This window comes from Pirellulales bacterium (genome assembly GCA_036499395.1).
GTDB lineage: Bacteria > Planctomycetota > Planctomycetia > Pirellulales > JACPPG01 > JACPPG01.
Genome location: DASYDW010000063.1, coordinates 380,584 through 403,342 on the forward strand (window position 1 = coordinate 380,584; position 22,759 = coordinate 403,342).

General features: G+C 60.2%; 15 protein-coding genes. 7 read left to right on the forward strand and 8 right to left on the reverse strand.

Annotation, left to right across the window (positions count from 1 at the left end; all coding sequences use genetic code 11):
* The first annotated feature begins 7 nt into the window (after positions 1 to 7).
* The gene (locus tag VGN12_10860) at positions 8 to 1,333 is read left to right on the forward strand and encodes a CCA tRNA nucleotidyltransferase (protein ID HEY4309942.1); all 1,326 of its coding nucleotides are present in this window, start codon (positions 8 to 10) and stop codon (positions 1,331 to 1,333) included.
* 32 nt (positions 1,334 to 1,365) lie between these two features.
* On the opposite strand, the gene VGN12_10865 is transcribed toward VGN12_10860, so the two are convergent.
* Complete coding sequence (locus VGN12_10865; protein HEY4309943.1) at positions 1,366 to 2,685, reverse strand: reverse transcriptase family protein; 1,320 nt, start codon at positions 2,683 to 2,685, stop codon at positions 1,366 to 1,368.
* A gap of 324 nt (positions 2,686 to 3,009) precedes the next feature.
* Between VGN12_10865 and VGN12_10870 the strand changes: the two genes are divergently transcribed.
* Both VGN12_10870 and VGN12_10875 read left to right on the forward strand, forming a co-directional pair.
* Positions 3,010 to 3,507 carry a hypothetical protein gene (locus VGN12_10870; protein ID HEY4309944.1) on the forward strand — a complete coding sequence of 166 codons (498 nt, stop codon included), beginning with the start codon at positions 3,010 to 3,012 and terminating at the stop codon, positions 3,505 to 3,507.
* A gap of 59 nt (positions 3,508 to 3,566) precedes the next feature.
* The gene (locus VGN12_10875; protein HEY4309945.1) at positions 3,567 to 3,737 is read left to right on the forward strand and encodes a hypothetical protein; all 171 of its coding nucleotides are present in this window, start codon (positions 3,567 to 3,569) and stop codon (positions 3,735 to 3,737) included.
* A gap of 157 nt (positions 3,738 to 3,894) precedes the next feature.
* Here VGN12_10875 and VGN12_10880 read toward each other — a convergent pair whose 3' ends face one another.
* The 7 genes from VGN12_10880 to mfd form a co-directional block, all read right to left on the reverse strand.
* Positions 3,895 to 5,016 carry a VCBS repeat-containing protein gene (locus VGN12_10880; GenBank protein ID HEY4309946.1) on the reverse strand — a complete coding sequence of 374 codons (1,122 nt, stop codon included), beginning with the start codon at positions 5,014 to 5,016 and terminating at the stop codon, positions 3,895 to 3,897.
* Between the two features lie 464 nt (positions 5,017 to 5,480).
* Positions 5,481 to 10,052 (reverse strand): SdrD B-like domain-containing protein, encoded by a 4,572-nt coding sequence (locus VGN12_10885; GenBank protein HEY4309947.1) that lies wholly within the window; start codon positions 10,050 to 10,052, stop codon positions 5,481 to 5,483.
* Positions 10,053 to 10,115: 63 nt separating this feature from the next.
* Positions 10,116 to 11,150 (reverse strand): WD40 repeat domain-containing protein, encoded by a 1,035-nt coding sequence (locus tag VGN12_10890; GenBank protein HEY4309948.1) that lies wholly within the window; start codon positions 11,148 to 11,150, stop codon positions 10,116 to 10,118.
* 328 nt (positions 11,151 to 11,478) lie between these two features.
* Positions 11,479 to 12,795 (reverse strand): citrate synthase, encoded by a 1,317-nt coding sequence (locus VGN12_10895; GenBank protein HEY4309949.1) that lies wholly within the window; start codon positions 12,793 to 12,795, stop codon positions 11,479 to 11,481.
* Positions 12,796 to 12,946: 151 nt separating this feature from the next.
* Entirely contained in the window at positions 12,947 to 13,504 is a 558-nt protein-coding gene (locus tag VGN12_10900; GenBank protein ID HEY4309950.1) for a class IV adenylate cyclase, read from the reverse strand.
* A gap of 207 nt (positions 13,505 to 13,711) precedes the next feature.
* The gene (locus VGN12_10905) at positions 13,712 to 15,253 is read right to left on the reverse strand and encodes a peptidyl-prolyl cis-trans isomerase (protein HEY4309951.1); all 1,542 of its coding nucleotides are present in this window, start codon (positions 15,251 to 15,253) and stop codon (positions 13,712 to 13,714) included.
* 156 nt (positions 15,254 to 15,409) lie between these two features.
* A complete protein-coding gene (mfd, locus tag VGN12_10910) occupies positions 15,410 to 18,655 on the reverse strand; it encodes a transcription-repair coupling factor (protein ID HEY4309952.1) in 3,246 nt (1,081 codons plus the stop codon).
* A gap of 131 nt (positions 18,656 to 18,786) precedes the next feature.
* Between mfd and VGN12_10915 the strand changes: the two genes are divergently transcribed.
* From VGN12_10915 to VGN12_10930, 4 genes are all read left to right on the forward strand, one after another.
* Positions 18,787 to 19,878 carry an AAA family ATPase gene (locus VGN12_10915; GenBank protein HEY4309953.1) on the forward strand — a complete coding sequence of 364 codons (1,092 nt, stop codon included), beginning with the start codon at positions 18,787 to 18,789 and terminating at the stop codon, positions 19,876 to 19,878.
* On the forward strand, positions 19,878 to 20,552 hold the full coding sequence (locus tag VGN12_10920; GenBank protein HEY4309954.1) for a DUF3226 domain-containing protein: 675 nt from the start codon (positions 19,878 to 19,880) through the stop codon (positions 20,550 to 20,552). The genes VGN12_10915 and VGN12_10920 overlap by 1 nt, the downstream gene beginning before the upstream one ends.
* Positions 20,553 to 20,603: 51 nt before the next feature.
* Positions 20,604 to 21,236 carry an NYN domain-containing protein gene (locus VGN12_10925; GenBank protein ID HEY4309955.1) on the forward strand — a complete coding sequence of 211 codons (633 nt, stop codon included), beginning with the start codon at positions 20,604 to 20,606 and terminating at the stop codon, positions 21,234 to 21,236.
* A gap of 173 nt (positions 21,237 to 21,409) precedes the next feature.
* Positions 21,410 to 22,747, forward strand: a complete 1,338-nt coding sequence (locus tag VGN12_10930; GenBank protein HEY4309956.1) for an amidohydrolase family protein — start codon at positions 21,410 to 21,412, stop codon at positions 22,745 to 22,747.
* Positions 22,748 to 22,759: the final 12 nt, after the last annotated feature.

Genomic DNA, 22,759 nt, shown 5'->3' on the forward strand with positions numbered 1-22,759 from the left:
CATCCTGATGACCCATCCCACAGCGGCAGCACAACGCGACCTGGCACTCAGCGTGCTGCGGCGGCTGCGCGAGGCCGGTTATCAAGCTCTCTGGGCCGGCGGCAGCGTGCGCGACCAGTTGCTCGGCCGCACGCCCAAGGACTACGACGTAGCCACCGACGCCACGCCCGAACAGATTCGTACGATCTTCGGTCGTAGACATACGTTGGCCATCGGCGCTGCGTTTGGCGTCGTGGCGGTATTGGGCCCGAAGCACGTGGGCATGGTCGAAGTCACCACGTTTCGCCGCGATGCTGAATACAGCGACGGTCGCCATCCGGACGCGGTCGTCTTCAGCACGCCCGAGGAAGATGCCCAGCGACGCGACTTTACGATCAACGGTCTGTTCTACGATCCCCTCGACGATCGCGTGATCGATTACGTCGGCGGGCAAGCCGACCTCGAACGTCGCGTGGTCCGCGCCATCGGCGATCCGCGTGCTCGCTTCATCGAGGACAAGCTTCGGATGGTGCGCGCCGTGCGCTTCGCGGCCGGTTTTGACTTCGCCCTCGACGAGCCGACCTTGGCGGCGATCGACGAAATGGCCGAAACCATTCAGGTTGTGAGCCCGGAACGCATCGCGCAAGAAATGCGCAAGATGCTGGTCGACCCGCAACGCGCCGCGGCCGTCGAGCTATTGCGTCGTACGCGTCTGCTGGCCGTGCTGTTACCTGAGTTGAATGGACTGGCATCCTCGGACGAAGCTCCCGCCTGGCGACACACAAAGCAGGTGCTCGCCGGAATTGCTGCGCCCAGCTTTTCGGCAGCGCTTGCGGCGCTCTTACACGCGCTCGACGAACCGGCAGCCGAGTCTTCGTCGGCAGACCAAACGATGAAATCTTCGCCGGCCGTACAGGTTGCCAGCGCGATCGGCGACCGTTGGCGATTGTCGAACAAAGAGCGCGACCTGGCGCAATGGTTGCTGGCGAATCACGGTCGTCTAAAAAATGCCGCCGGCCAGCACTGGTCGGTTGTGCAGCCTTTACTCATCGACGCCGGCGCCGTGGAACTGATCGCCTTGCACGAAGCCGAAGGACTCTCGCGCGGCGGCGATCACGCGCTTGCAGCGAATAACGACGTGGAATTCTGCCGCGCGAAGCTGGCGCTTCCGGTGGCCGAGCTTGATCCGCCCGCATTGCTCGATGGCAACGATCTGGCCGAGCATGGTATCCCGCGAGGAGCGATCTACCGATTCCTGCTTTCCCAAGTCCGCGCCGCACAGCTTGACGGGCAAATCGGCACTCGCGCTGAGGCACTATCGCTCGTGGACCGTTTGAAACACGACTCGCAATAGCTCGTTACCGCGACACGCTCACGGCCTTTTTGTTACCAGGAAATTCTCTCGAAGATCGCCTGCAGCCGCGCCCCACGTGACGCGTTGATCGACTCGACAAAGGAAATCCGTCCGCGTAGATGAGCTTGAAAATCGCCGTGATGTTCTCGGTTCTGTTCAACGACGCCGTGCCGTACGCAATTCGTGAGGATGGCCTTCAGCCGATCGTAATCCTGGCGGTGCGTGTTCAATCGTTCATTCACAACAATGCCTGCCACGTGTTGCGAGACGCCAGCGCGCATGATGCGAGTTTTCCGATGGTTGACCGCAAAACCTTCCTCAGCCGCGATAACGGCTATGTGCAGGCCGAAGCGTTTAACCACGCGCGCGAAATCCGCGCCGCCTGAGACGACTAGGTCGTCTGCATACCGCGTATAGGTGGCTCCGACCTTTCCCGCGAGACCGGCGATCCGGCAGTCGAGCCGGTAAGCGCACAGATTCGCGATCGCCGGCGAGGTCACGGCCCCTTGAGGAAGATGACGACACGAATATCGATTGCGGGCCACGCGCAGTCGATCATCGAAGTCGATTGCTGCTTCTCGCCACACGTCAACCGGCGTGGCGTGAGTACATAGCCCGGCCATCAAATCGGCAACGCGTTCGGGGTAGCCGGCCGTGCGAAACAGGGCTTGGACTCGCGCAGCCCGGATCGAGGGAAAGAACTCTTTCAGGTCCAATCGCAGTACGACGTCTTTTCCGACGTGGGGCGCCGCAAAAGTTTTGATCGAGCGTCCACGGCGAAAGCCATGCGCCGCATCGTGGACGGGTATTCGTTCGAGGACGCCCGTCAGGATCTGTCTTTGCAGCCTCTTCAATTGAAGCTTCGGTGCTTCGATCAGGCGAATCTGCTCCGCGCACTTGGCAAGCACTCGATAATGATAATGTCGCAAGGCCAAGGTGCTTTGCTTGCCGTTTAGATCACCGCGATCGGCGTACCACTCGAGGTTGCGCATGGTTACGCACAACCAGGCAGCCAACTCGCCTGTCGTCCTGATCGTGGGCACATCCCAGGCATTCGCGACCCCCACCTTCCGCATCTCGGGTTTGGCTGCAACGCGATCGATGATTTTGATCGCCTCGTTCTGACACGCCCGATGAAAACCGTCGTCGCACGCGATAAATTGCGCGAGGACGCGTTGGCGAGGGGGTGGTCGATCGCCAAACTCCATGCACGCGCGGCGCGCCAGCGGCAAGAGCCACCGCCACCGGCGCCCGAGTAGTTGAGCGCCGCGCTTTGCCATTCCCTGGGCATCCAGAACGTCGGCGAGAAAAACCGTCGCCAGGGCGCTCGCGATATCTGCAGGTCGGTGCATAGATCGAAGAAAAGCGGCAGGACACTCCAACGAGTCTGGTCTAGCGTGAGACGGTATGCGTGCAGCGCATCAGCCCTCACGCGACGAATGGCAAGAACTTCACGATCCCCTGGGGTAGCCCCAGAGAGGCAAACTCGAACGCATGCGCGCAAGGTTTACCGGCTTGGAGTGCCTGCCGCCGCAGAGCATTATAAGGGGTGAAGTGACCGACTTGAAATCAGCATAGTTGCCCCCTACCTGGACAGTCGACGCGCCGCGACCTACGATCTACCGGCACGGTTCGTCATAATCCTTTGGCAATTTCTCTCCGCGGAGAATCACGGCGTGGACATTGATTTCGTCAGCGTGGCATTTCGTTGGCTGCACATTCTGCCCGCCATCATCGCCGTGGGAGGAACGATCTTCATGCGCGCGGCCCTGGTGCCGGCGCTCGGCGAATTGCCCGAGGCGCAACGCAAAACGTTCCACGAGGCCATTCGGTCGCGATGGTCGAAATGGGTCATGGCGTCGATCACGTTCCTGCTGATCAGCGGTTTCTATAACTTCTTCACGCTTAACGCGAAGTACAAGTTTCCGCCGCTTTACCATCCACTGTTCGGCATCAAGGTTCTACTGGCCTTGGCGATCTTTGCGATCGCCAGCATTCTGTCGGGCCGATCGAGCACGGCCCAGCGGGTGCGGCAGAATCCGCGCCCCTTTCTGAACCTGAACATCGCGCTGGCGGTGTTGCTGGTTTGCATTTCGGGTGTGATGCGGAACATCACCATGAACTCGCCGCTGAAGGCACCCCCTGCCGCCGCGGTGATCACGACCGAGCAATAAGCCACGATCCCAATCGCGACAGCCCCGCATACGATTCCCACAGGTTCGAGCCCTCAGCCATGGACAAAAAGGCCAAGAAACGTATCGACCTGTTGAATACGCGTCTGCAGAAGCTGCGTTTGCAACTCGCCGGCGCGAAGAAGCAGATGGACGAGCCGTCCGAAGTTGTCCGGCTGGAAAAGGAACTGGCCGAGGTCACGGCCGAACTCGAAAAGCTGAAGAAGGCCTAGGCGCGCGACGGCCACGGTCCACAGCGACGAGCCCTATACGCAAAAAAAACCGACGGTGAATGCACTTGTGACATTCACCGCCGGCTCGCACGGAGAAACTGATCGCTACGAACACTCACATTCGCTGCCAGTAAGATTGCGCACCGGCAGCAATTCTTTAAAAGTTGCGATAAACAGCCGCGTCGTCACGGCCATCACCGTCGAAGTCCCCCACGACCGGCAACCGGCCTGGACCACCAAGTTGCAATTCGGTGGTGGTTGCCTCACCGTCTTTTTCAATCGCGATCAGCCAGGTGCCGTCGCGATAGATGCCAACTTCATCAATGCCGTCACCGTCGAAGTCGCCGGCCACGGGCTGATCGCCAGCCTGCCCAAAATCCTTCTGGACGTCGGCGTCCGTAATTTGACCATCGCCGTTAACGTCGATCGTCCAATGCCCGTCGCGGAAGATGGCCACCGTGTCGATACCGTCGCCGTTGAAATCGCCGGCAACGACCTGGCCGTAATCGGTGTTCAGGTTCAACACGTGCTCGACCGCGTCGCTGCGCACGTCGCCGTCCGCGCCACGTTTCAGGTAGCGCACCGGCCGGCCGGTCTGCGCCGCGGTGTCATTTTGATCGTCGCGAACGACATCGTTGTTCGCGTCGGGCAAGCCTCGCTCGGCCGGCGCACTATCGACGTTCGCCACCACCTGTTGGCCATAGACGCCGATGTCGTCTTTACCGTCGCCGTCCCAATCGCCTACGATCGGTTGGTCTCCCTCCTCGCCCAGGCGGGCCCACAGGTCGTCCTGATCCCACGTGCCATTGCCGTTGAGATCGATGAACCATTCGCCGGCGCGAAAGATGCCCGTTTCGCTGTCGCCGTCGCCGTCGAAGTCACCAGCAATGGGAACGAATTTACCTCGGTTATCCGTGGTCGTGGCCGCGCGGGCCGTTGCGTCAGTGCCCGTACCTTCTTGCTCATCGTTTGCGAAGTGCGAACGATCGAGTTCAGGCCGGCTCTCGGCAAACGGCTCGGCCGTGCCGGCAGGCAGCGCCTCGTTCTCGCCCGGCGTCTGTCCCGTATCGCGCGGCAATCCGCCGTTGATCACGCTTAAGCGCAGCAGGTAAACGGGCTCAGGGACATCGGCCTCGACCGCGGCTGCCGTTACTGCATCATTGGCGACGCTTACCGCGCACAGCCAAGACCCAACGACAGCCGACGATCCAGCCCACAATAAAATCCAACGCGCCCCGGCTGCGAACTGGCGCAGCGGCGCAAGGAAATGCCAACCCATGACAGTCTCTCCAAGGTGCGTTTGACATGATGCTCTGACAAGACATGGGGCCGCATGATGCGGCGTCGCCGGGAACCCGGCAACGGAACTATAGTCCGCATCAAGGGCGTGGGCTTGAGAGTTTTCATGCAATTCGGAGTGTACCAATTTTGCGGAAATGGCGTACCTTCGCCGGCAAAATCAGTACGGGCGCAAAGCGCGCAGCGTTAAGCTGTGACGATTACGCCAGCCGTAAGGACGTAGCGGCGAGACGCAAGCCGCCGCGATAGAGAACACCCCACGCGATGCGCAACGCGGAGCGCCAAAAAAAGGGCATTCGTCCAGCGCGCGATCATTGCCCTGTTCGCGCAGGTTCCGATGCGTGACGCGCGTGCTAGATCGAGACTGCGCGTCACCGCCCCTGCAAGTTACGACGAGGGACGCGTGCGCCCAACTCGTCGCAACTGTTTTGATTGTCGCAGGCGCTACTCGGTCGCCGTCGGTGCGGCTGCGGCCGGTGCAGCGGCTGTGCCCCGGCTCGGGTGATACACGCCCGGCTCGTCGATGCCGTCGCCGTTCCAGTCGCCCACGACCGCCACGTCGCCGGGCGAGCCGAGTTGGAACAACTTGTCCTTGGCATCCAACAGGCGATCGTTGTTGGTATCGACGTACCAGATGCCGTCGCGGAACACGCCGAGCTCGTCGACGCCGTCACCGTTGAAGTCACCAACGACCGGTTGATCGCCGTCCCGGCCGTATTGGAAGTCGTGGTCCGTTTCGGTCCACTTGCCGTCACCGTTGGCATCCAGCAGCCAGCGTCCTTTGTAGAACAAGCCGATCGTGTGTACGCCCGTGCCGTGCCAATCCCCAGTGACCGGAATGTCCCCAGGCGTGCCGTAATGGAACACGTGGTCGATGACGTCCGCGCGATAATCTCCCTTCGAGGTGTGCTTAAGCGTGCGGAAGCCGAGCGCCGCTTCGTCCGTGCGCGGCGGTACGTTCTTCGTCGGACCGCTCTTGGTGTTTTCCGGCGCAGGCAAGCCCGGCTCGTGGCGAATGGCCGACGGATCACCCGGCCACGCCCGACCGAAGATGCCGATGTCGGTCTTACCGTCACCATCCCAGTCGCCGGTAACTGGTAAGTCCCCTTCATGACCGAGCTTGGCCCACAAGTCCCCTTGGTCCCATTGGCCGTTGTCATCAAGATCGATGAACCACTCGCCGCCGTAAAAGAAGCCGACGTCCGTGATACCGTCGCCGTTGAAGTCGCCAGTGACGGGGATGCCGTTTCGCATACCGAAGCGGACGAATTTCTTTACGCCCTCTTCGCCTTCTCCGTTGCCCAACATCCATTCCGAGTTGTGAACGTCTTCTCCCTCCATCGCGAAGGGGTCACTCTTCATACTGACCATCGAGATTTGCGGGGCCGTGGCGTTCGTGCCGCGCGGTTCGCCGGCGTCGATAACGCTCAAGTGCCACGTATAGCCATAGGCGTAGCCACCGCCGTAGTAGAGGCTAAGCGGCTGTGTGGCCGGAAACGCCTGGATCGTCGGAATGATGATGATCGGCGTGGGCGGATTGGCCATCGGTTGCAAGCTGGGCGCCTGGAAGACCGACGGCGCCAGGAACGCCAACTGCCCCTTCTCGCAGAAGTCGTAATCCGTGGCGTTGATATTCGATCCAAGCGGGATCTCCGTGATCGTATCGACGCCCACCACGATGCCTCCGACCGATCCGGCGCTGGCTCCGAATTCCGTGAAGCCGTTCGGCTGGACTTCATGCACGGTGTACGTGCCGGCATGCAAGCCAGTAAAGCTGTACATGCCGTTCTGGTCGGTGACCGCGGTGCGGACGACCTGGTTGTTCGAGTCGAGAAGCTGAATCGTCACGCCGGCCAACAGCGGCTCGCCCGGCTCGTAGACACAGTCGCCATTCAGGTCGACGTGTACCATGCCGGAGATGCTCGAAGGCGCTTGCACGCAGAAGTTGTAATCCGTGGCGTTGACGCCGGCGCCGAGAGTAATGTTCGTGATCGTATCGAGCCCCGCCAACGTGCCGCCGGCCGAACCGACCGTATCGCCGAATTCGAAGTAACCGGCTGGTTGCACCTCGTGTACCGTATAGCTGCCGGCGCGCAAGCCTGTGAACTGGTACTGGCCGTTTTGATCCGTAACGGTCGTGGCGACGACCTGGTTGTCCGTATTCAACAATTGCACAGTAACGCCAGCCAGCAGCGGTTCGCCTGGCTCATAAACGCAATCGCCATTCAGATCGACGTGGATCATGCCAGCCAGCGTCGCCGGAGGCTGCACGCAGAAGTCATAATCCGTAGCATCGACGCCCGAACCGAGCGTCACATTGGCGATGGTATCGAGCCCCTGCAGCGTGCCACCCACCGAGCCGACGGTATCGCCGAACTCGAAGTAGCCGGCCGGTTGCACTTCATGCACCGTGTAACTTCCCGGCTTCAGGCCGGAGAACTTGTATTCGCCCATCTCATCAGTCGTCGTCGTGGCCACGACCTGATTCTGCGAGTTGAACAATTGCACGGTCACGCCGGCCAGCAGTGGCTCGCCCGGTTCGTAGATGCAATCACCGTTCAGATCGACGTGGATCATGCCGGCGATGCTCGCCGGAGCTTGCACGCAGAAATCATAATCCGTGCCGTTCACGCCCGAGCCGAGCGTAACGGCGGCGATCGTGTCCAAGCCTTGCAGCGTACCACCCACGGAGCCGACGGTATCGCCAAATTCGAAGTAACCGGCCGGCTGCACTTCATGCACCGTGTAAGTGCCTGGCTTGAGGCCCGTAAACGTGTACTCACCGTTCTCGTCGGTCGTGGTGGTGCCGACGACCTGATTGCTTGCGTTGAGCAATTGCACGGTCACGCCGGCCAGCAGCGGCTCGCCCGGCTCGTAAATGCAGTCGCCGTTCAGATCGACGTGAATCATGCCCGAGATGCTCGCCGGAGCTTGCACGCAGAAATCATAATCCGTGGCGTTCACACCCGAGCCGTGCGTAACGGCGGCGATCGTGTCCAAGCCTTGCAGAGTGCCACCCACGGAGCCGACGGTATCGCCGAACTCGAAGTAGCCGGCCGGCTGCACTTCATGCACCGTGTAAATGCCTGGCTGGAGGCCTGTAAACGTGTACTCACCGTTCTCGTCGGTCGTGGTGGTGCCGACGACCTGGTTGCTCGCATTGAGCAACTGCACCGTGACCCCCGCCAACAACGGCTCGCCCGGCTCGTAAATGCAGTCGCCGTTCAGGTCGACGTGGATCATGCCCGAGATGCTGGCCGGAGCCTGCACGCAGAAGTTGTAATCCGTAGCGTTTTCTCCCGACCCCGGCGTCGCGCCTACGATCGTGTCCAGTCCTTGCAGCGTGCCGCCAGCCGAGCCGACCGTATCGCCGAATTCGAAGTAGCCATTGGGCTGCACTTCGTGGACCGTGTAAGACGCAAACGGAGCCAGGTTCGAAAATTTGTACTGCCCGTTCTGATCCGTGGTAGTCGTGGCGATGACCTTGTCGTTCGAATCGAGCAACTGGATCGTCACACCCGCCAACAGCGGCTCGCCCGGCTCGTAAATGCAGTCGCCGTTCATGTCGACATGCACCATGCCCGAGATCGTGGCCGGCAGCAATTCACCGAAGTTGTAGTTCTGTGCATTGGTGCCTGACATCAGCGTGATGTTCGTAATGCCATCCGGCGGCGCGAGCGTTCCACCGACCGAGCCGACGCTGTCCTTGCCGTCGAGGTATCCGCCAGGCTGCTCTTCTTCGACCGTGTAGTTGCCGTACTTCAGGTCGGTGAACTGGTAGTACCCATTGGAATCGGTTTTGGTGGTGCCGATCAGGTTCAGGTTCGAATCGAACAGATCGACGGTCGTGTTGGGAATGCCCGGCTCGCCGGTTTCCTTCACGCCATTGTTGTCCGGATCGTAATAGACATAGCCGCTGATCTTGCCGGGGAGCGCCTCGGCGAAATCATTTTGAAGGCTGTTATCACCCCCCAACAGCGCCACACTGCTGATCGTGTCGGCGTTGGTCACGACGCCATCGGTCATGCCGTTGACCGTGCCGGCCGTAGCGCCGACGCTGAAGTAGCCGCTAGGTTGCGTCTCGCGAACCTGGTACTGCCCCGGCTGCAAGTTGCTGAAATGATAGGCGCCGTTGGCGTCAGTCGTCGTCGTCAGGCCGGTGCTGATGTACTCTTCGCCGTCCCACTGGTACAAGGTCAGCGCGACATTGGGAATACCGGGATCTCCGGTCTCCTGAATGTTGTCTAGATTGTGATCTTCGTAGACGATACCGCTGAGGCTGCTGGGCAGAACAATCTGCGGGCCAGTCACAAGCGCACCAGCCGTGAGCACCGAAGACGGCTGCGGATTTGGCGGATCGTAGTTGTCGTGCGGCAACGTCAAACCGGTGCCGGCGAACTTCGGATCGAAAGCGTCGACGAAGGTATCGGACTTCGTCAAATCGTAGTAATGCGGTGCCGTGAACGTCGCGATCGCGTGCGAGCCGGCGAACTCGGCCCCTTCCACCACGGCGCTGGCCGGTGGAGTGAGGCCCATTTCGTCGACGTCGATCGAAAAGACCAGTGTCTTGCCCGCGGTGAAACCCGAGAAGGTCAAATCGAGCGACTGTCCGCCATTGACGACGGTCACACTCGTCACCGTGACGCCATCACTCGAGACGACCTGAAACGGATGATAGCCATAGACGCCGGGTCCGCCGGCGGTTGTATTGAAGAACGGATCGCCATTGTTCAGGCCGTCGCCAAGCTTGTCCGTATTGATCAACAGGTGCGTTAACTGCGTGCCATCGGCGCCACCGTTGAACTGAACCTGAAACACGTTGGGGATGTTGTCCTCGCCACTGCCCGGATCGTAGTAGACCAGGCCCAGGTTTACATCCGCGGCCATCAAGCGCCGCTCTTCCATCTCTTCGATACGGCAGCGATGGTACAAGCTGTCGCGTGGGCGGAGCGCCGTCCTCAGTTCGGCCGTCGAACGGCGGCGGGAAAAACGCAATATGTTGCTGAAGAAGCCCACGATCAACCTCCTTGCGAGCGTGGCGCCGGACGGAACCGTCCATTTGCGCGAGATGTGGCGGAATTACCGCGTCGTCCGATTGCGGTTTTCTTCGACGACCTTTCCTTCTGTGGCAAGCGGGGTCCACAGACGTACGGAGGTGTCGAAGCCAGCCGAGATGAGAACACCTGTCTCGGTGCGATAATCGAGCGACGAAACACTGCCGGTGTGCCCCAGCAAGCGCGACTCTTCCTTGCCCGACTTCAAATCCCAGATGCGGATCGTATTGTCACTGGCCCCCGTCACAAGCTTTTCTGGCGTGAGATAACGCAGTGCGTGAATCTTGCCGGGCCGGCTGGGAATCGATAGCAGCTCGGCGCCACTCTCGGCGTTCCACAGACGCAGGAAGCGGTCATCGCCCCCCGAGGCCAACTGCGCGCCGTCGGGCGAGAAGCCCAGCGCATGTACGCGTTGCCGATGCGCACTGATATCACGCAGTACGGCGCCCGTCTGGTAATCCCAAATGCGCACCCGGCCATCGCGCCCCGCAGCAGCGAAGCTCTTGCCGTCTGCCGAAAACGCCGCCGCGCGAATGTCGGCGCATGGCGCCACCAGTTCGCGAATCGGCGTTCCTGCCACGCCGTCATACAGACGAACTTTATTATCGAAGCCCGCGGCGGCCAGCAATTTGCCGTCAGGGCTGAAGGCCAGGCAATAAACCACTTGCGAGGGGCCGGGCAACGTCTGCCGCAACTTCCCCGTCGACGCGTCCCAATACAGAACGTGATGATCGTCACCCGCCGAGGCAATGGTCTGGCCTTTGGGATTGTACGCAACGGTGCGCACCCAATCGGTGTGGCCGCGTAGCTCGCGCACGAGCGCCCCGTCCTCGAGATTCCAGATCCGCACGATGTGGTCGTCACCGCCGGTGGCAAACATCCGGCCATCAGGACTGAGACTGACCGCCGTCAACACCGGAGGCCCGGCGCTACCGGAGGAACCGCGCATCGGCATGACGCGCGCCGATTGCATCTCAGCGGCCTGCTGCGTGGCCACGTTGCTGGCCAACCACAACATTGCGAGCGAAAGTACCCGAGCAATTCGACAGGCTCGATTCACGTCAAGCTCCTCATTCCCACGCGCGGTGAGAAAGCGCCATGGATTAGCGCCCCCGATCGGGCCACCGTTGGTCGATGGCCGCGCTCTTCCCCTACGTGTTCCTATCGGTTCAAACGGACCGTTCGCGCCAATCGAAGCAGACGCAGCGCAGTGGGGGCGTGTTAAACTTTGCGGGTCCGGAAAACCGTACGGCCAGCCAGAGGGCAAAGGGCGCAAGAAAGCAGCCGCTAGCGAGAGATTGCGCGGCGCAGAAACATTCGGTGGCCGACCTCGTCGAGGCACGACCGTACCGCTCAACTAGGAGAGATTCGGCGCGAGTCCCGGCCCGTTACCGCTTTTCGAGCGGCACGAATTCTCGCCGGGTCGGCCCCGTGTAAATCTGCCGCGGACGGCAGATCTTCTTCGTCGGCGAAGCGTGCATTTCCATCCAGTGCGCAATCCAGCCCGGCAAACGGCCGATGGCGAACAGCACCGTGAACATCTGCTCGGGAATGCCCATCGCGCGGTAGATGATGCCGGAGTAGAAATCGACGTTGGGGTACAGCTTGCGCTCGATGAAATACGGATCCGACAGGGCCGTCGTTTCCAAGTGCCGGGCGATTTCGAAGATCGAACCTTGAATCTTCGTTTTTACCAGCAGCCGATCGCACACACTCTTGATGATCGTAGCGCGAGGGTCGAAGTTCTTGTAAACGCGATGCCCGAAGCCCATCAGCCGGAAGCCGCTGTTTTTGTCCTTGGCCATTTCGACGTACCGGCCCACGTCGCCGCCGCCGGCGCGAATCTGTTCGAGCATCTCGATGCAGGCCTGGTTCGCTCCGCCGTGCAGCGGTCCCCACAAGGCACAAATGCCGGCCGAGATCGACGCGAACAGGTTGGCATTGCTCGAACCCACCATCCGCACCGTCGAAGTACTGCAGTTTTGTTCGTGGTCGGCATGCACGATCAACAGCAGGTTCAAGGCTTCGACAAAATCAGGATCGATCTGATAGGGCTCGCTGGGAACGGCGAACATCATCCGCAGGAAGTTTTCGCAATACCCCAGGTCATTTTGCGGATAGACAAAGGGCTGGCCGATCGACTTCTTGTAACTGAATGCCGCGATCGTCGGCAGCTTGGCCATCAAACGGTAAACCGAAATCTCGACCTGCTTGGGATCGCGCGGATCGAGCGAGTCTTGATAGAACGTCGATAACGCCCCGACGACCGAACTGAGAATCGCCATCGGATGCGCGTCGCGCGGAAAGCCGTTGTAGAAAGCTTTCATCTCCTCGTGCAGCATTGAGTGCCGGCGAAGATTATTGCGAAACGTCTCGAGCTGCTCGACATTCGGCAGTTCGCCGTAGATCAACAGATAGCTGGTCTCGAGGAAGCGACACTCCTTGGCCAGCACCTCGATCGGGTAGCCGCGATACCGGAGCACCCCTTTTTCGCCGTCCAGGAACGTGATCGCGCTTGTCGTGGCGCCCGTGTTGACGTACCCCTCATCCAGCGTGATGAACCCGCTCTCAGCCCGTAGGTGGCTGATGTCGATCGCCTTCTCGTTTTCGCTCCCCTCGATAATTGGCACGTCGATTTCGACGTCGCCGAGGTTCAATTTCGCGGTTTTCGCCGGCACGGCGTTTTGATTCACGACCGAACTCATTTTCAGCGCTCCGTAGCCGGTAGGCGATAGATGGCGGGTGAGGAACGCAGTTTACCGGCGCTAGACTCATTCTACAATTCGCCACGCGCAGTATTCATCCTGCTAATAGAAGATGCGGTAATCGCACCGTTGGACAGATGGTCCGGAGCAACTACTTAGGAGGCTGCGAAATAGAGTGCAGCACCATATCGCTATACGACTCGGCGATTAAGTCTGCGGGCAGCAGGCCAAATCGGCTCGTCAACTCGCGAACAAGTGCTTCCCCCTCAGACTGGTGCGCCGCCGATTCCAGCACGGCCTCGAACTCCAGGAACGTCCCCAGCTGCTCCACCCGATCGAGATGAATTCGCACGTTTTTGTAATGTGAAACCTCGCGATCCTTCGCCACCACGACGAGCACTCCCAGTGACATGCTCAGCGCTTCTCGCAGTGACTCGCCGTCGGCCACCGGCACAATGCGGTATTGGCTCGCCCGCGGCGATACGTCGTTGGGCCGCGCGTATGCGATCAACTCGGCAACCGCATCCGAAAATTGGCGCAGCTTCAGCCGGCCAACGGCACAGCGAAAATAAGTATCGGTTTGCCGCAGCACTTGCGGCGTTCCACCGGAAAGCTCGGCCGCCAAGGTGCGGGCCTGTTCGAGATCGCGCAGCCGCGCCTTGATTTCGACGTTTCGTCGTAACGCAACATGAGGATCGTTCGAAGGCATCGCTCGTACACCAGGGTGCGCGCGTGGAGGATTCATCCGCAGATTTCACAGATTACTCAGAGGGGACGACTTCGGCAGGCACGTATTTTCAAATCTGCGAAAAGCTGCGCCTCAAAGTCTTTGAGATCTTCGGGAAATGAGATGACCGCGGCAAACACGGCCACGGCGCCCCTAACCTGAGAAGCAAGCCTGACTCGCGACCGGCCTCTAGCGGAGGTAAGGATTCGGTCGCGGTGTTTTCGCCCCCATCGCCGGGGTCGCAGGCCGCATCGTAGTGTTGGCCTTCGAACCGTCGGCCGAGGGCTCTTTGGCGGCGGTCGCGTCGGTCTTCGGATCGTCGTCGTAGATCGTCCAGATCGGAATCTGGTCGCGCAGCTTGTCGACGTACTCGTGCAACTTTTGCTTGTCCTTCTCGGTATGCGCGACCGCCAACTTCTCCTTGATCTCGACCTGCACCTCGGTGAATGGTCGCCGTCCGGCTTCCTTCCGTTCAACGACCCGCACGATGGACATGGTGGGACTGCGGCCGTCGTCCAGAATCTGGCTCAGGCGTCCCACGGGAACCGAGAAGATCGCCTGATCGAGTATCTCCCAAGCGAGGCTTCCTTCGGTCGTCCAATCGTACTGGCCGCCGATCGCGGCCGTTGGTCCCTGCGAGCGCGCCTTGGCGACTTCGGCGAAGTTGGCCCCCTGCAGCACGGCGTTTCCTAACTCTCCCAGCGCCTGACGGGCCGCGTCGCGATTCGGGAAATTGGTTGTCCGCACTCGCAATTCCTCCCACCGTGCCTGGGCCGGAAAGGAATAGTTCTCGATATGTTCGAGATAGTAGGCCAGCATATCCTCGTGCGTGACCTCGTGCTTGGTGCGGGTTTGCTGTCCGATCCAGCCGAAGGCCAACTGTTGCTCGACAAAAGCCTGTTTTTCCCGTTCAATCGACGTGCCGTGCAGGCGCAGCTTTTCTTCCAGGTCGCCGCGCGTGCCCAGGTTCAATTGCTTGAGCTTGCGGCGGACTTCCTTGTTCTCGAATTCTTCCCCCAAGCCGTCCACGATCTTCGGATACGTGTCGGTCGGAACTTTGCGCTGCGCGTCGACCAGCGCCAGCTTGATCTCGACCAAATGGTTGAGGCGGTCGCGCATCAACTTTTCGCGCACCTTCTCCAAATGCTGCGGAGGAATTTTCGAGGCATTCTGCTCTAGGACTTCCTCGATGTAGCTTTTGACTTCGCTCTCCTGGATCACTTCCGGCCCAATTCGCGCCACGATGCGCGCGCCGTCCAGATCGAGCAAATCGAATTGCATCGAACGCTCGTCCCCGTTCCACTTCGCGCTCGGAGGAAGCGATGCGCCACCGTTCACCGCCCCCGGGGCACCGGGTGGTGGTGCGCCACCCTGCGGCGTACCTGCCACGGTCCGCGCCGCATTGGGCACGGCCCCCGCCTTGCCCATCGGCACGACGTTTTGCTGCTCTGGTGGCGGCGGCGATCCGGGCCATCCTGCAGGACGTGCAGGGGTGCCGACATTGCCCGGCGGTCCCGGCATCATGAAGTTGTTCGGGTTCATCTGCGGGCTTTGCCCAAACGGCACCGGCATCATCTGCTGCGGAGCGTACGGATCGCTCGGATCCTGGGCGAACGCGTCGCCTGTCGCGACCACGGCCATAAGGATCACGAGCGCGCAGCCGGCAATCCGCGACGGCTGCTTTCGCGCCGCGCCGGCAGAGAGATCAATCTGGGATGCCCTACGTGGCAATCGAAGCTCGTCTTTCCACGTTCTGGCGCGCAGCATTCGCCCGCCTGGCGAACCTCGCGCGCCGCTTGAATTCGGAAATGATTGACGAACAGACGGAGATAGGTCGCACGCGCCGGCCACAGAAACCTGGCGCGGGTGGGGATTGTAGAGGAAAGCTCAATCCGCTCGCAACAGCGCTTTGATGACCGCGTGGATCGAATCGGGATTGGTAAGATCCTTGCGAACCGGCAGATAAGCGCTGCGACCGTCAACGACCCGCAATCGCGACTTCGGATGCTTTGCTAGCTGCTGGATCAGGTTCGCGTTGCGATAGCGCATTACGATGAAGCCTTCTTCCCGGTGGATCGACTCCAAAGCCCAACGCTGGGCCAGAATTCGAATCTCGACCAGTGATAGCAAACGCTGCATCTGGTCCGGCAAGGGCCCGAAACGATCGGCCAACTCGGCCGTCAGATCGCTCAGCTCCTCCGGCGTGCCGATTCGTCCCAGCCGCCGGTACAGGTCGATCTTGAAACGCATGTCCGGCACATATCGGCGGGGAATGTAAGCCTCGCCCGGCAGGTCGACATGCACATCGACGATTTTGCGCGCCGGCATTTTTTTCAGTTGCCGCACGGCTTGCTCAAGCAACTCGCAGTACAGCTCGTACCCCACGGCCGAGATATGACCGCTTTGCTCGGTCCCCAGAATATTGCCAGCGCCGCGAATTTCCAGATCGCGCATGGCGATGGCAAAACCGGCCCCCATGTCCGAAAACTCTTCGATCGCATGCAATCGCTTCGCCGCGTTCGGCGACAGGGCCTTATTCGGATCCAGCAGCAGATAGCAATACGCCCGATGCTTATAACGCCCGACGCGGCCGCGCAACTGGTGCAGGTCGGCCAGGCCATAGATGTCGGCCTGATCGATGAACATCGTGTTCGCACTAGGGATGTCGAGCCCGCTCTCGATGATCGTCGTCGCAAGCAGCATGTCGAACTTGTGATCGACGAAGTCTAACATCACATCTTCCAGCTCGCCTTCAGGCATCTGTCCGTGGCCGACGCGAATCCGCGCCTCGGGCACGATCTGTCGCAAGCGGATCGCCAGGTTCTCGATGTCATGTACACGATTGTGGACAAAGAACATCTGGCCGCCCCGGTTCAGCTCGCGCAACACCGCATGGCGGATCATCTCGGGATTCGATCGCGCGACGCGTGTCTCGATGGCCAGCCGATCGGCCGGCGGCGTTTCCAGGTTCGAGATGTCGCGCAACCCCAACAGCGACATGTGCAACGTGCGCGGAATTGGCGTGGCCGTCATCGTTAAAACGTCGACGATCGAGCGCAGCGCCTTGAGCCTTTCTTTGACGTCGACGCCGAAGCGTTGTTCTTCATCGATCACGAGCAGGCCAAGATTCTCGAAGCGGATATCCGCTTGCGCCAGCCGGTGAGTGCCGATCACGATGTCAACTGATCCGTCGGCCAACCCCTCGATGACCTGCCGCTCTTCCTTTGTCGAGCAAAAGCGACTTAAGACCTTGATCTTGAAAGGGAATTCAGCCATCCGCGCGCGAAATGTCCGGCCGTGCTGTTCGGCCAGCACCGTGGTCGGCACCAGCACAGCCACCTGATATCCGGTATCCACGGTTTTGAACGCGGCCCGCATCGCCAACTCGGTTTTTCCATAACCGACGTCGCCACAGATTAACCGATCGAGCGGACGCGGCGCGCGCATGTCGGCCTTGATCGCCGCGATCGCCGTGAGTTGATCGGGCGTTTCTGTGTACGGAAACGAGGCGTCGAACTCCTTCTGCCACTCGGAATCTTCGGGAAACGTGATGCCCGGCTGCGATGCGCGGCGCGCTTGCAGATCGAGCATGTCGCTGGCCATATCGATCACGGCCCGCTGTGCGGCTTCCTTCTGCCGGCCCCACGTCCGCCCACCAATATGCGCGAGTGTCGGCCGGCTCTTCGCGCCGCCGACATACTTTTGCACGAGATCGATCTTCGAGCTGGGCACGAAGATTTTCGTGCCGCCGTGGAATTCGATCTCCAGATGCTCCTCGGCCTGATCCTCCTTCTCTAAGAGTTTCAGGCCCAGGTAACGCCCAATGCCGTGCGACAGGTGAACGACATAGTCCCCCTCGCGCAGCTCTAGAAAGCTGTCGATCACGCGTCCTAAACGGCGCCGGCTAGGACGTGTCAAATCCGCGCGATGGAACAGCTCGTTGCCACTCACGAGCGCGATGGCGTCCGACACCAGTCGAAACCCTTCGCGCAAGTGGCCAAGCGGGAAGTGCAGATGCCCTTCTCGCGCCAAGCGCGTCTCGGCGAACACGTCTAGCAAGCGTCGTGCTTCGGCCTCGGTTTGGCAGACGACATAGACCTGTTGCCCGGCCCCCACCATATCGAGCTCGTTGCGCACCTTCGCAATGTCGCCGCTGAACCGTTCGACCGATTCAATCTTCAGATGGCAGCTCGTCTCCAATGACGCCGCCGCGATGCTCGCCGCCGTCACTGAAGGAAATCGATAGACCTGCTTCAGCACTTCATTAACGGCGTGAAAATCCTGGGGTCGGTCGAGCCGTGTTAAATAGTGTTTTCCCTCTTGCTCGAGCTCGGCCGGCTCGACAAGCAGGAACCAACTTCCCTGCGGCAGGTACGCGGTGAAATGCTCGTGATCGATCGCCGTACGGTCGAGGACCGTCACGTCAACGGCATCGAGCGAAGCCAAGCTGCGCTGGCTGGCCACCTCGAAGCGGCGAATCGATTCAACTTCGTCGCCGAAGAACTCGATCCGAACCGGCTCGTACCAGTCGGGCGCAAAGATGTCGAGAATCCCGCCGCGCGTCGAAAACTCACCCGGCAGCTCGACGGCGCTCGTGTTATGAAAGCCTTGCTCGGCCAGCCAGCGGGCGAGCGAATCGACCTCGACCGCATCGCCGACCCGAATGCTGCGGGTCTGCTCGCCCAGCCTGGCCCGTGACGGCACCGGCTGCACGAGCGCCTGAATGCTGGTGACGATGACACGCGGCGTGGCGGCGTTCTTATCCGTTGACAGCAATTGCTTCAGCAGCCGTACGCGGTCGCCATAAACCTCGTCGTGGATCAATTGCTCGGTGGTCGTTGACTCCCAGGAAGGAAATCGAGCAGCCTCGATCGGCGCGAACAGCGACAGGTCGTCGAGAAAATCGTCGATGTCGCCCGGATGAGCACAAACCACCACCAGCGGCCCCGGGGCATGGTTCGAGAGCGCCGCCGCGACCAGCGCGCAGCTCGACCCCCAGACTCCGTCGAGCGTGGCCCCATGCCCGGCTTGCAGGCTGGTCACGACGTCGGCGAAACCGGTTGCCGCCTCCAATCGCCCGGTCAGATTCGGCAATCGGCCGGGCGCGGCAGTCTCCATCGCTGCGTCTGTCATACGTCCGTCGAGATTCTACGTTTATACAATGCTTTCAGTAAAGCGAGGGGCGGGCAGGTGGCCGAGAATCAATTCTGCATGGTAAGCTACGCACTGTTGCCACGCAGTTCAACGACAAGCTGGATATTGAAATGATCGATGAACTTGACTTTGAGAACTACCGGGGCTTTCAACATTTCGGTCTTTCCGAGCTTCGTCGAATCAATCTGCTTGTCGGCAAGAACAACTGCGGAAAGACGTCGATCCTAGAAGGAATACATCTGCTCGTAACTGGCGGCGATCCAATAGTTCTGGCGAGAAATGCGTCACAACGTGGCGAACGAATATTCGCGCCGGAAAGCCGCGATCGATACAATTCGGAATCAAGTTTGGATGTATCGCACTTCTTCTACGGACATGACTTTCAGATTGGAACCGGCTTTTCGATCAGTGCAGAGCCACTCGGCCAGCTTTACGTTCGCGTAGTTTCCGCTTCTGAAGGAAGCGAACAAGGCCGACTTTTTGAGGAGGGGCGCCCTGACCTGATCCTCGAATCGCAGTACCTTTCAGTCTACGGTGATCGCGAAATCGCAATCCCGGTCTTTGAAGACGGCGCGCTTTCAAGTGACGCCTTTCGGCCGAATCGCCACTTACGTCGCGATCGTGAGCCATCACCGGCAGTCGAGCTAGTAAGTCCCTACTCGTTAGAGCCACGGTCGTTAGGGGCAATGTGGAACAGAATCGTAGTGGAGGCTCGCGAGTCAGAAGTCGTCAGCGCGCTGCAGATTATTGAACCACGTCTTAATGGTATTTTTTTTCTGACTGCAGAGCGGGCGGCGCGCGTCCGAGACACGATCGTCGCTGCATTTGAAGGCGAACGGCGGCGCGTGCCCCTTGGTAGCCATGGCGATGGGATGCGGCGACTGCTCGAGATATCGCTGTCGCTTGCGCAAACTTCAGATGGTTTCCTTCTCATCGACGAAATCGACACCGGCTTTCACTATTCAATTATGGGTGAGATGTGGCGACTCGTCGCGACCGCGGCGCTGGAAAAAAATATACACGTCTTCGCAACGACACACAGCCTTGACTGCATACGCGGATTGGCCTGGCTTTGCGAGAACTATCCGCATCTCGGTGCCGAGGTCAGTATGCAGAAGATTGATCGATCGCTGAATCGTGCCGTAGCGCTTGATGCCGAGCAGATCATGATCGCCGCCAACCAGAATGTTGAGACGCGATAATGTCCTCATCCATGCAGAGGCCGACACTCTACGTCGAGGGGTCTGACGATGACCATACGATTCGTCACCTGCTAATCCGCAGCGGCATCGACTACGATAAAACCCCTTGGCCTGCCAACTATCCAGAAGTCAAGCAGGTTGAGATGAAAGCCAAGTCCGGAGGGATTGACGCGCTGATAAACTTGATCGCGCCTGCAATAAAGCTATCTACGGACAGGCCGATCGCATTTGTAGTAGACGCCGATTCTAACCGTGCAGCTCGCTGGGCTGCAGTTCGCGCAAAATTGCTTTCTGTTGGTCTCGAACCACCAGAAGAAATGGAACCGCGCGGGTTCATCGGACAGTCGGCAACATTCCGGAGCCGTGTTGGCGTTTGGCTAATGCCGGACAACCAGCGAGACGGGACGCTAGAGCATTTCCTTCGCGATTTAATCTCGACCGACGATACACTTATCGGACATTCCGAGACTGCAACAGCTACCGCAAAAGAAATCGGCGCCAAGTTTGCTGAAACCGCCCGCTTAAAAGCGCAGCTTCATGCTTGGTTGGCATGGCAAGAGGAACCTGGATGTCCGTACGGAACAGCGATGCGAGCGCATTATTTCCGACACGACAACGAACTTGCAAAAAGGTTCGTCGCATGGTTTCGCGACTTGTTTGGGATCCCTGCCTGAGCCGTAGCCGTCGTCGCGTCTATTTCGTGGGTGGCGTTGACGGCAGCTTCTATGGCCCTGATTATCGACGGCTATAACCTGATGCATGCGGCGGGCATTATCGCTCCCGGCGTGGGGCCGGGCAGCCTCGAACGTTCGCGGCTGGCCCTGCTGAACTTCGTTGTCGAGTCCCTCGAACCCGCCGCACTGGCCGCAACGACCGTCGTCTTCGACGCCCGCCAGGCGCCCCCCGGCCTGCCGCGCGAAATGGTGTACCGCGGCATCACGGTCCGCTTCGCCGCCGGCTACGAAAGCGCCGACGAACTGATCGAGCACTTGATCCAGAAGCACAGCGCCCCCCGCCGCTTGACGGTCGTGTCGAGCGATCACCGCTTGCACCGCGCCGCCCGGCGCCGCAAGGCGCAGCCGATCGACAGTGACCGCTGGTACGAGCAAGTGCTGGCCAAGCGCAACGAACGCCACCGCAACGCTAAGCCCAAGGTCCGCAAGCCGCCGACCCCCTTGGCCCGCAGTGAAGTCGAATACTGGCTTTCTCAATTCACCGACGAACCACAATCCGAGCTAAAACCGACACCCGTCAAACACCCGAACGACAATCCGGCGGAAAAACGCTTGGACGACACCGAGAACATCTTTCCGCAGGAATATCTCGATTCGATCAACGAGCAGGACCTTGGGGAATAGGGGCTTTCGATCCTCCGTCAGGCCTCATTCTTCTTCCCGCGCGCCGCAGGAACTATGATAGAGTGCTACCCACTGACTGAGGGGCAAAAACACTAGCGTTCCACTTGCCCCATGCTCATGTCGAGTGTTGCGGCAATGAACGAAACAGACGCGACCTTTAGTTGAAACGATCTATGCAAACATCAATACGCGCAGCTGTGCTTGGGATTGTGTCGTTTGCACTGGCCGCCACGTGCGCGGCTGTTGACGCTCCCACGGCCTTCGTCGGCGCGAAGATCATCCCCATTGCCGGCGATGAAATTCCCTCGGGCACGCTCATCATCGCCGACGGAAAGATTCATGCGATCGGGCCGAGCGAGTCGGTCAAGATTCCCGACGGCGCCAAGCAGGTCGACGCCAAGGGACGCGTCATCATGCCCGGCCTGATCTGCACGCACAGCCATATTGGCGGCATCGGCGGCGCCGATGGCAGCGGACCGATTCAGCCCGGCGTGCGAATTCTCGACTCGCTCAACATCCTCGATTCGGGCTTTAAGCGCGCTCTGGCTGGCGGGCTGACCACGCTCAACGTCATGCCCGGCTCAGGCCATTTGATCAGCGGTCAAACTGTGTATCTCAAGCTGCGTTTCGGCGAGCACACGCCCGACAAGATCGACGACCTGTTCATTCTCGACGCGTCCGGCAAACCCACCGGTGGCTTGAAAATGGCCAATGGCACGAACTCGATGCGGCCGTCGCCGTTTCCGGGCACGCGCGGCAAGAGCGCCTTCCTGGTTCGCGACCAGTACATCAAAGCCCGCGAGTATCAATACAAGGTCGACCAGGCGAAAGGCGATCCCGAGAAGCTGCCGCCACGTGATCTGAATCTCGAAGCGCTGGTCGAAGCGATGCAAGGCAAGCGCGTCGTGCATCATCATACGCATCGTCACGACGACATCATGACAGTGCTCCGCCTGGCGCAGGAGTTCGGTTTCCGCGTCGTGCTGCATCACGTCAGCGAAGGCTATAAAGTCGCGGACGAAATCGCCAAGGCCAAGGGTCCCTGCTCGGTCATCCTGATCGATTCCCCCGGCGGCAAGCTCGAAGCCCGCGATATGCAAATGTCCAACGCCGGCGTCCTCGAACGGGCCGGGGTCCGTGTCGCCTTCCACACCGACGATTGGATCACGGACTCGCGTGTCTTTCGCCGCATGGCCGCGCTCGGCGTGCGAGCCGGCATGTCGCGCAAGGCGGCGCTCGAGGCTCTGACCATCGCCGGGGCTGAGATGCTCGAACTGCAGGATCGCATCGGCAGTTTGGCCGTAGGCAAAGACGCCGATTTTGTGATTCTCGACGGTGATCCTCTCAGCGTTTATTCGCACGTGCTGGAAACGTGGGTCGACGGTCATAAGGCCTTCGACCGCACAAACGCTCAGGACCATCTCTATGCCGTCGGCGGCTACGGGGCGGCCCACGATCAGGCCCCTTACTACTGCTGCTTCGATCACTTGCTGAAAGCCAACCAACAATGACGCTGGTTCAAC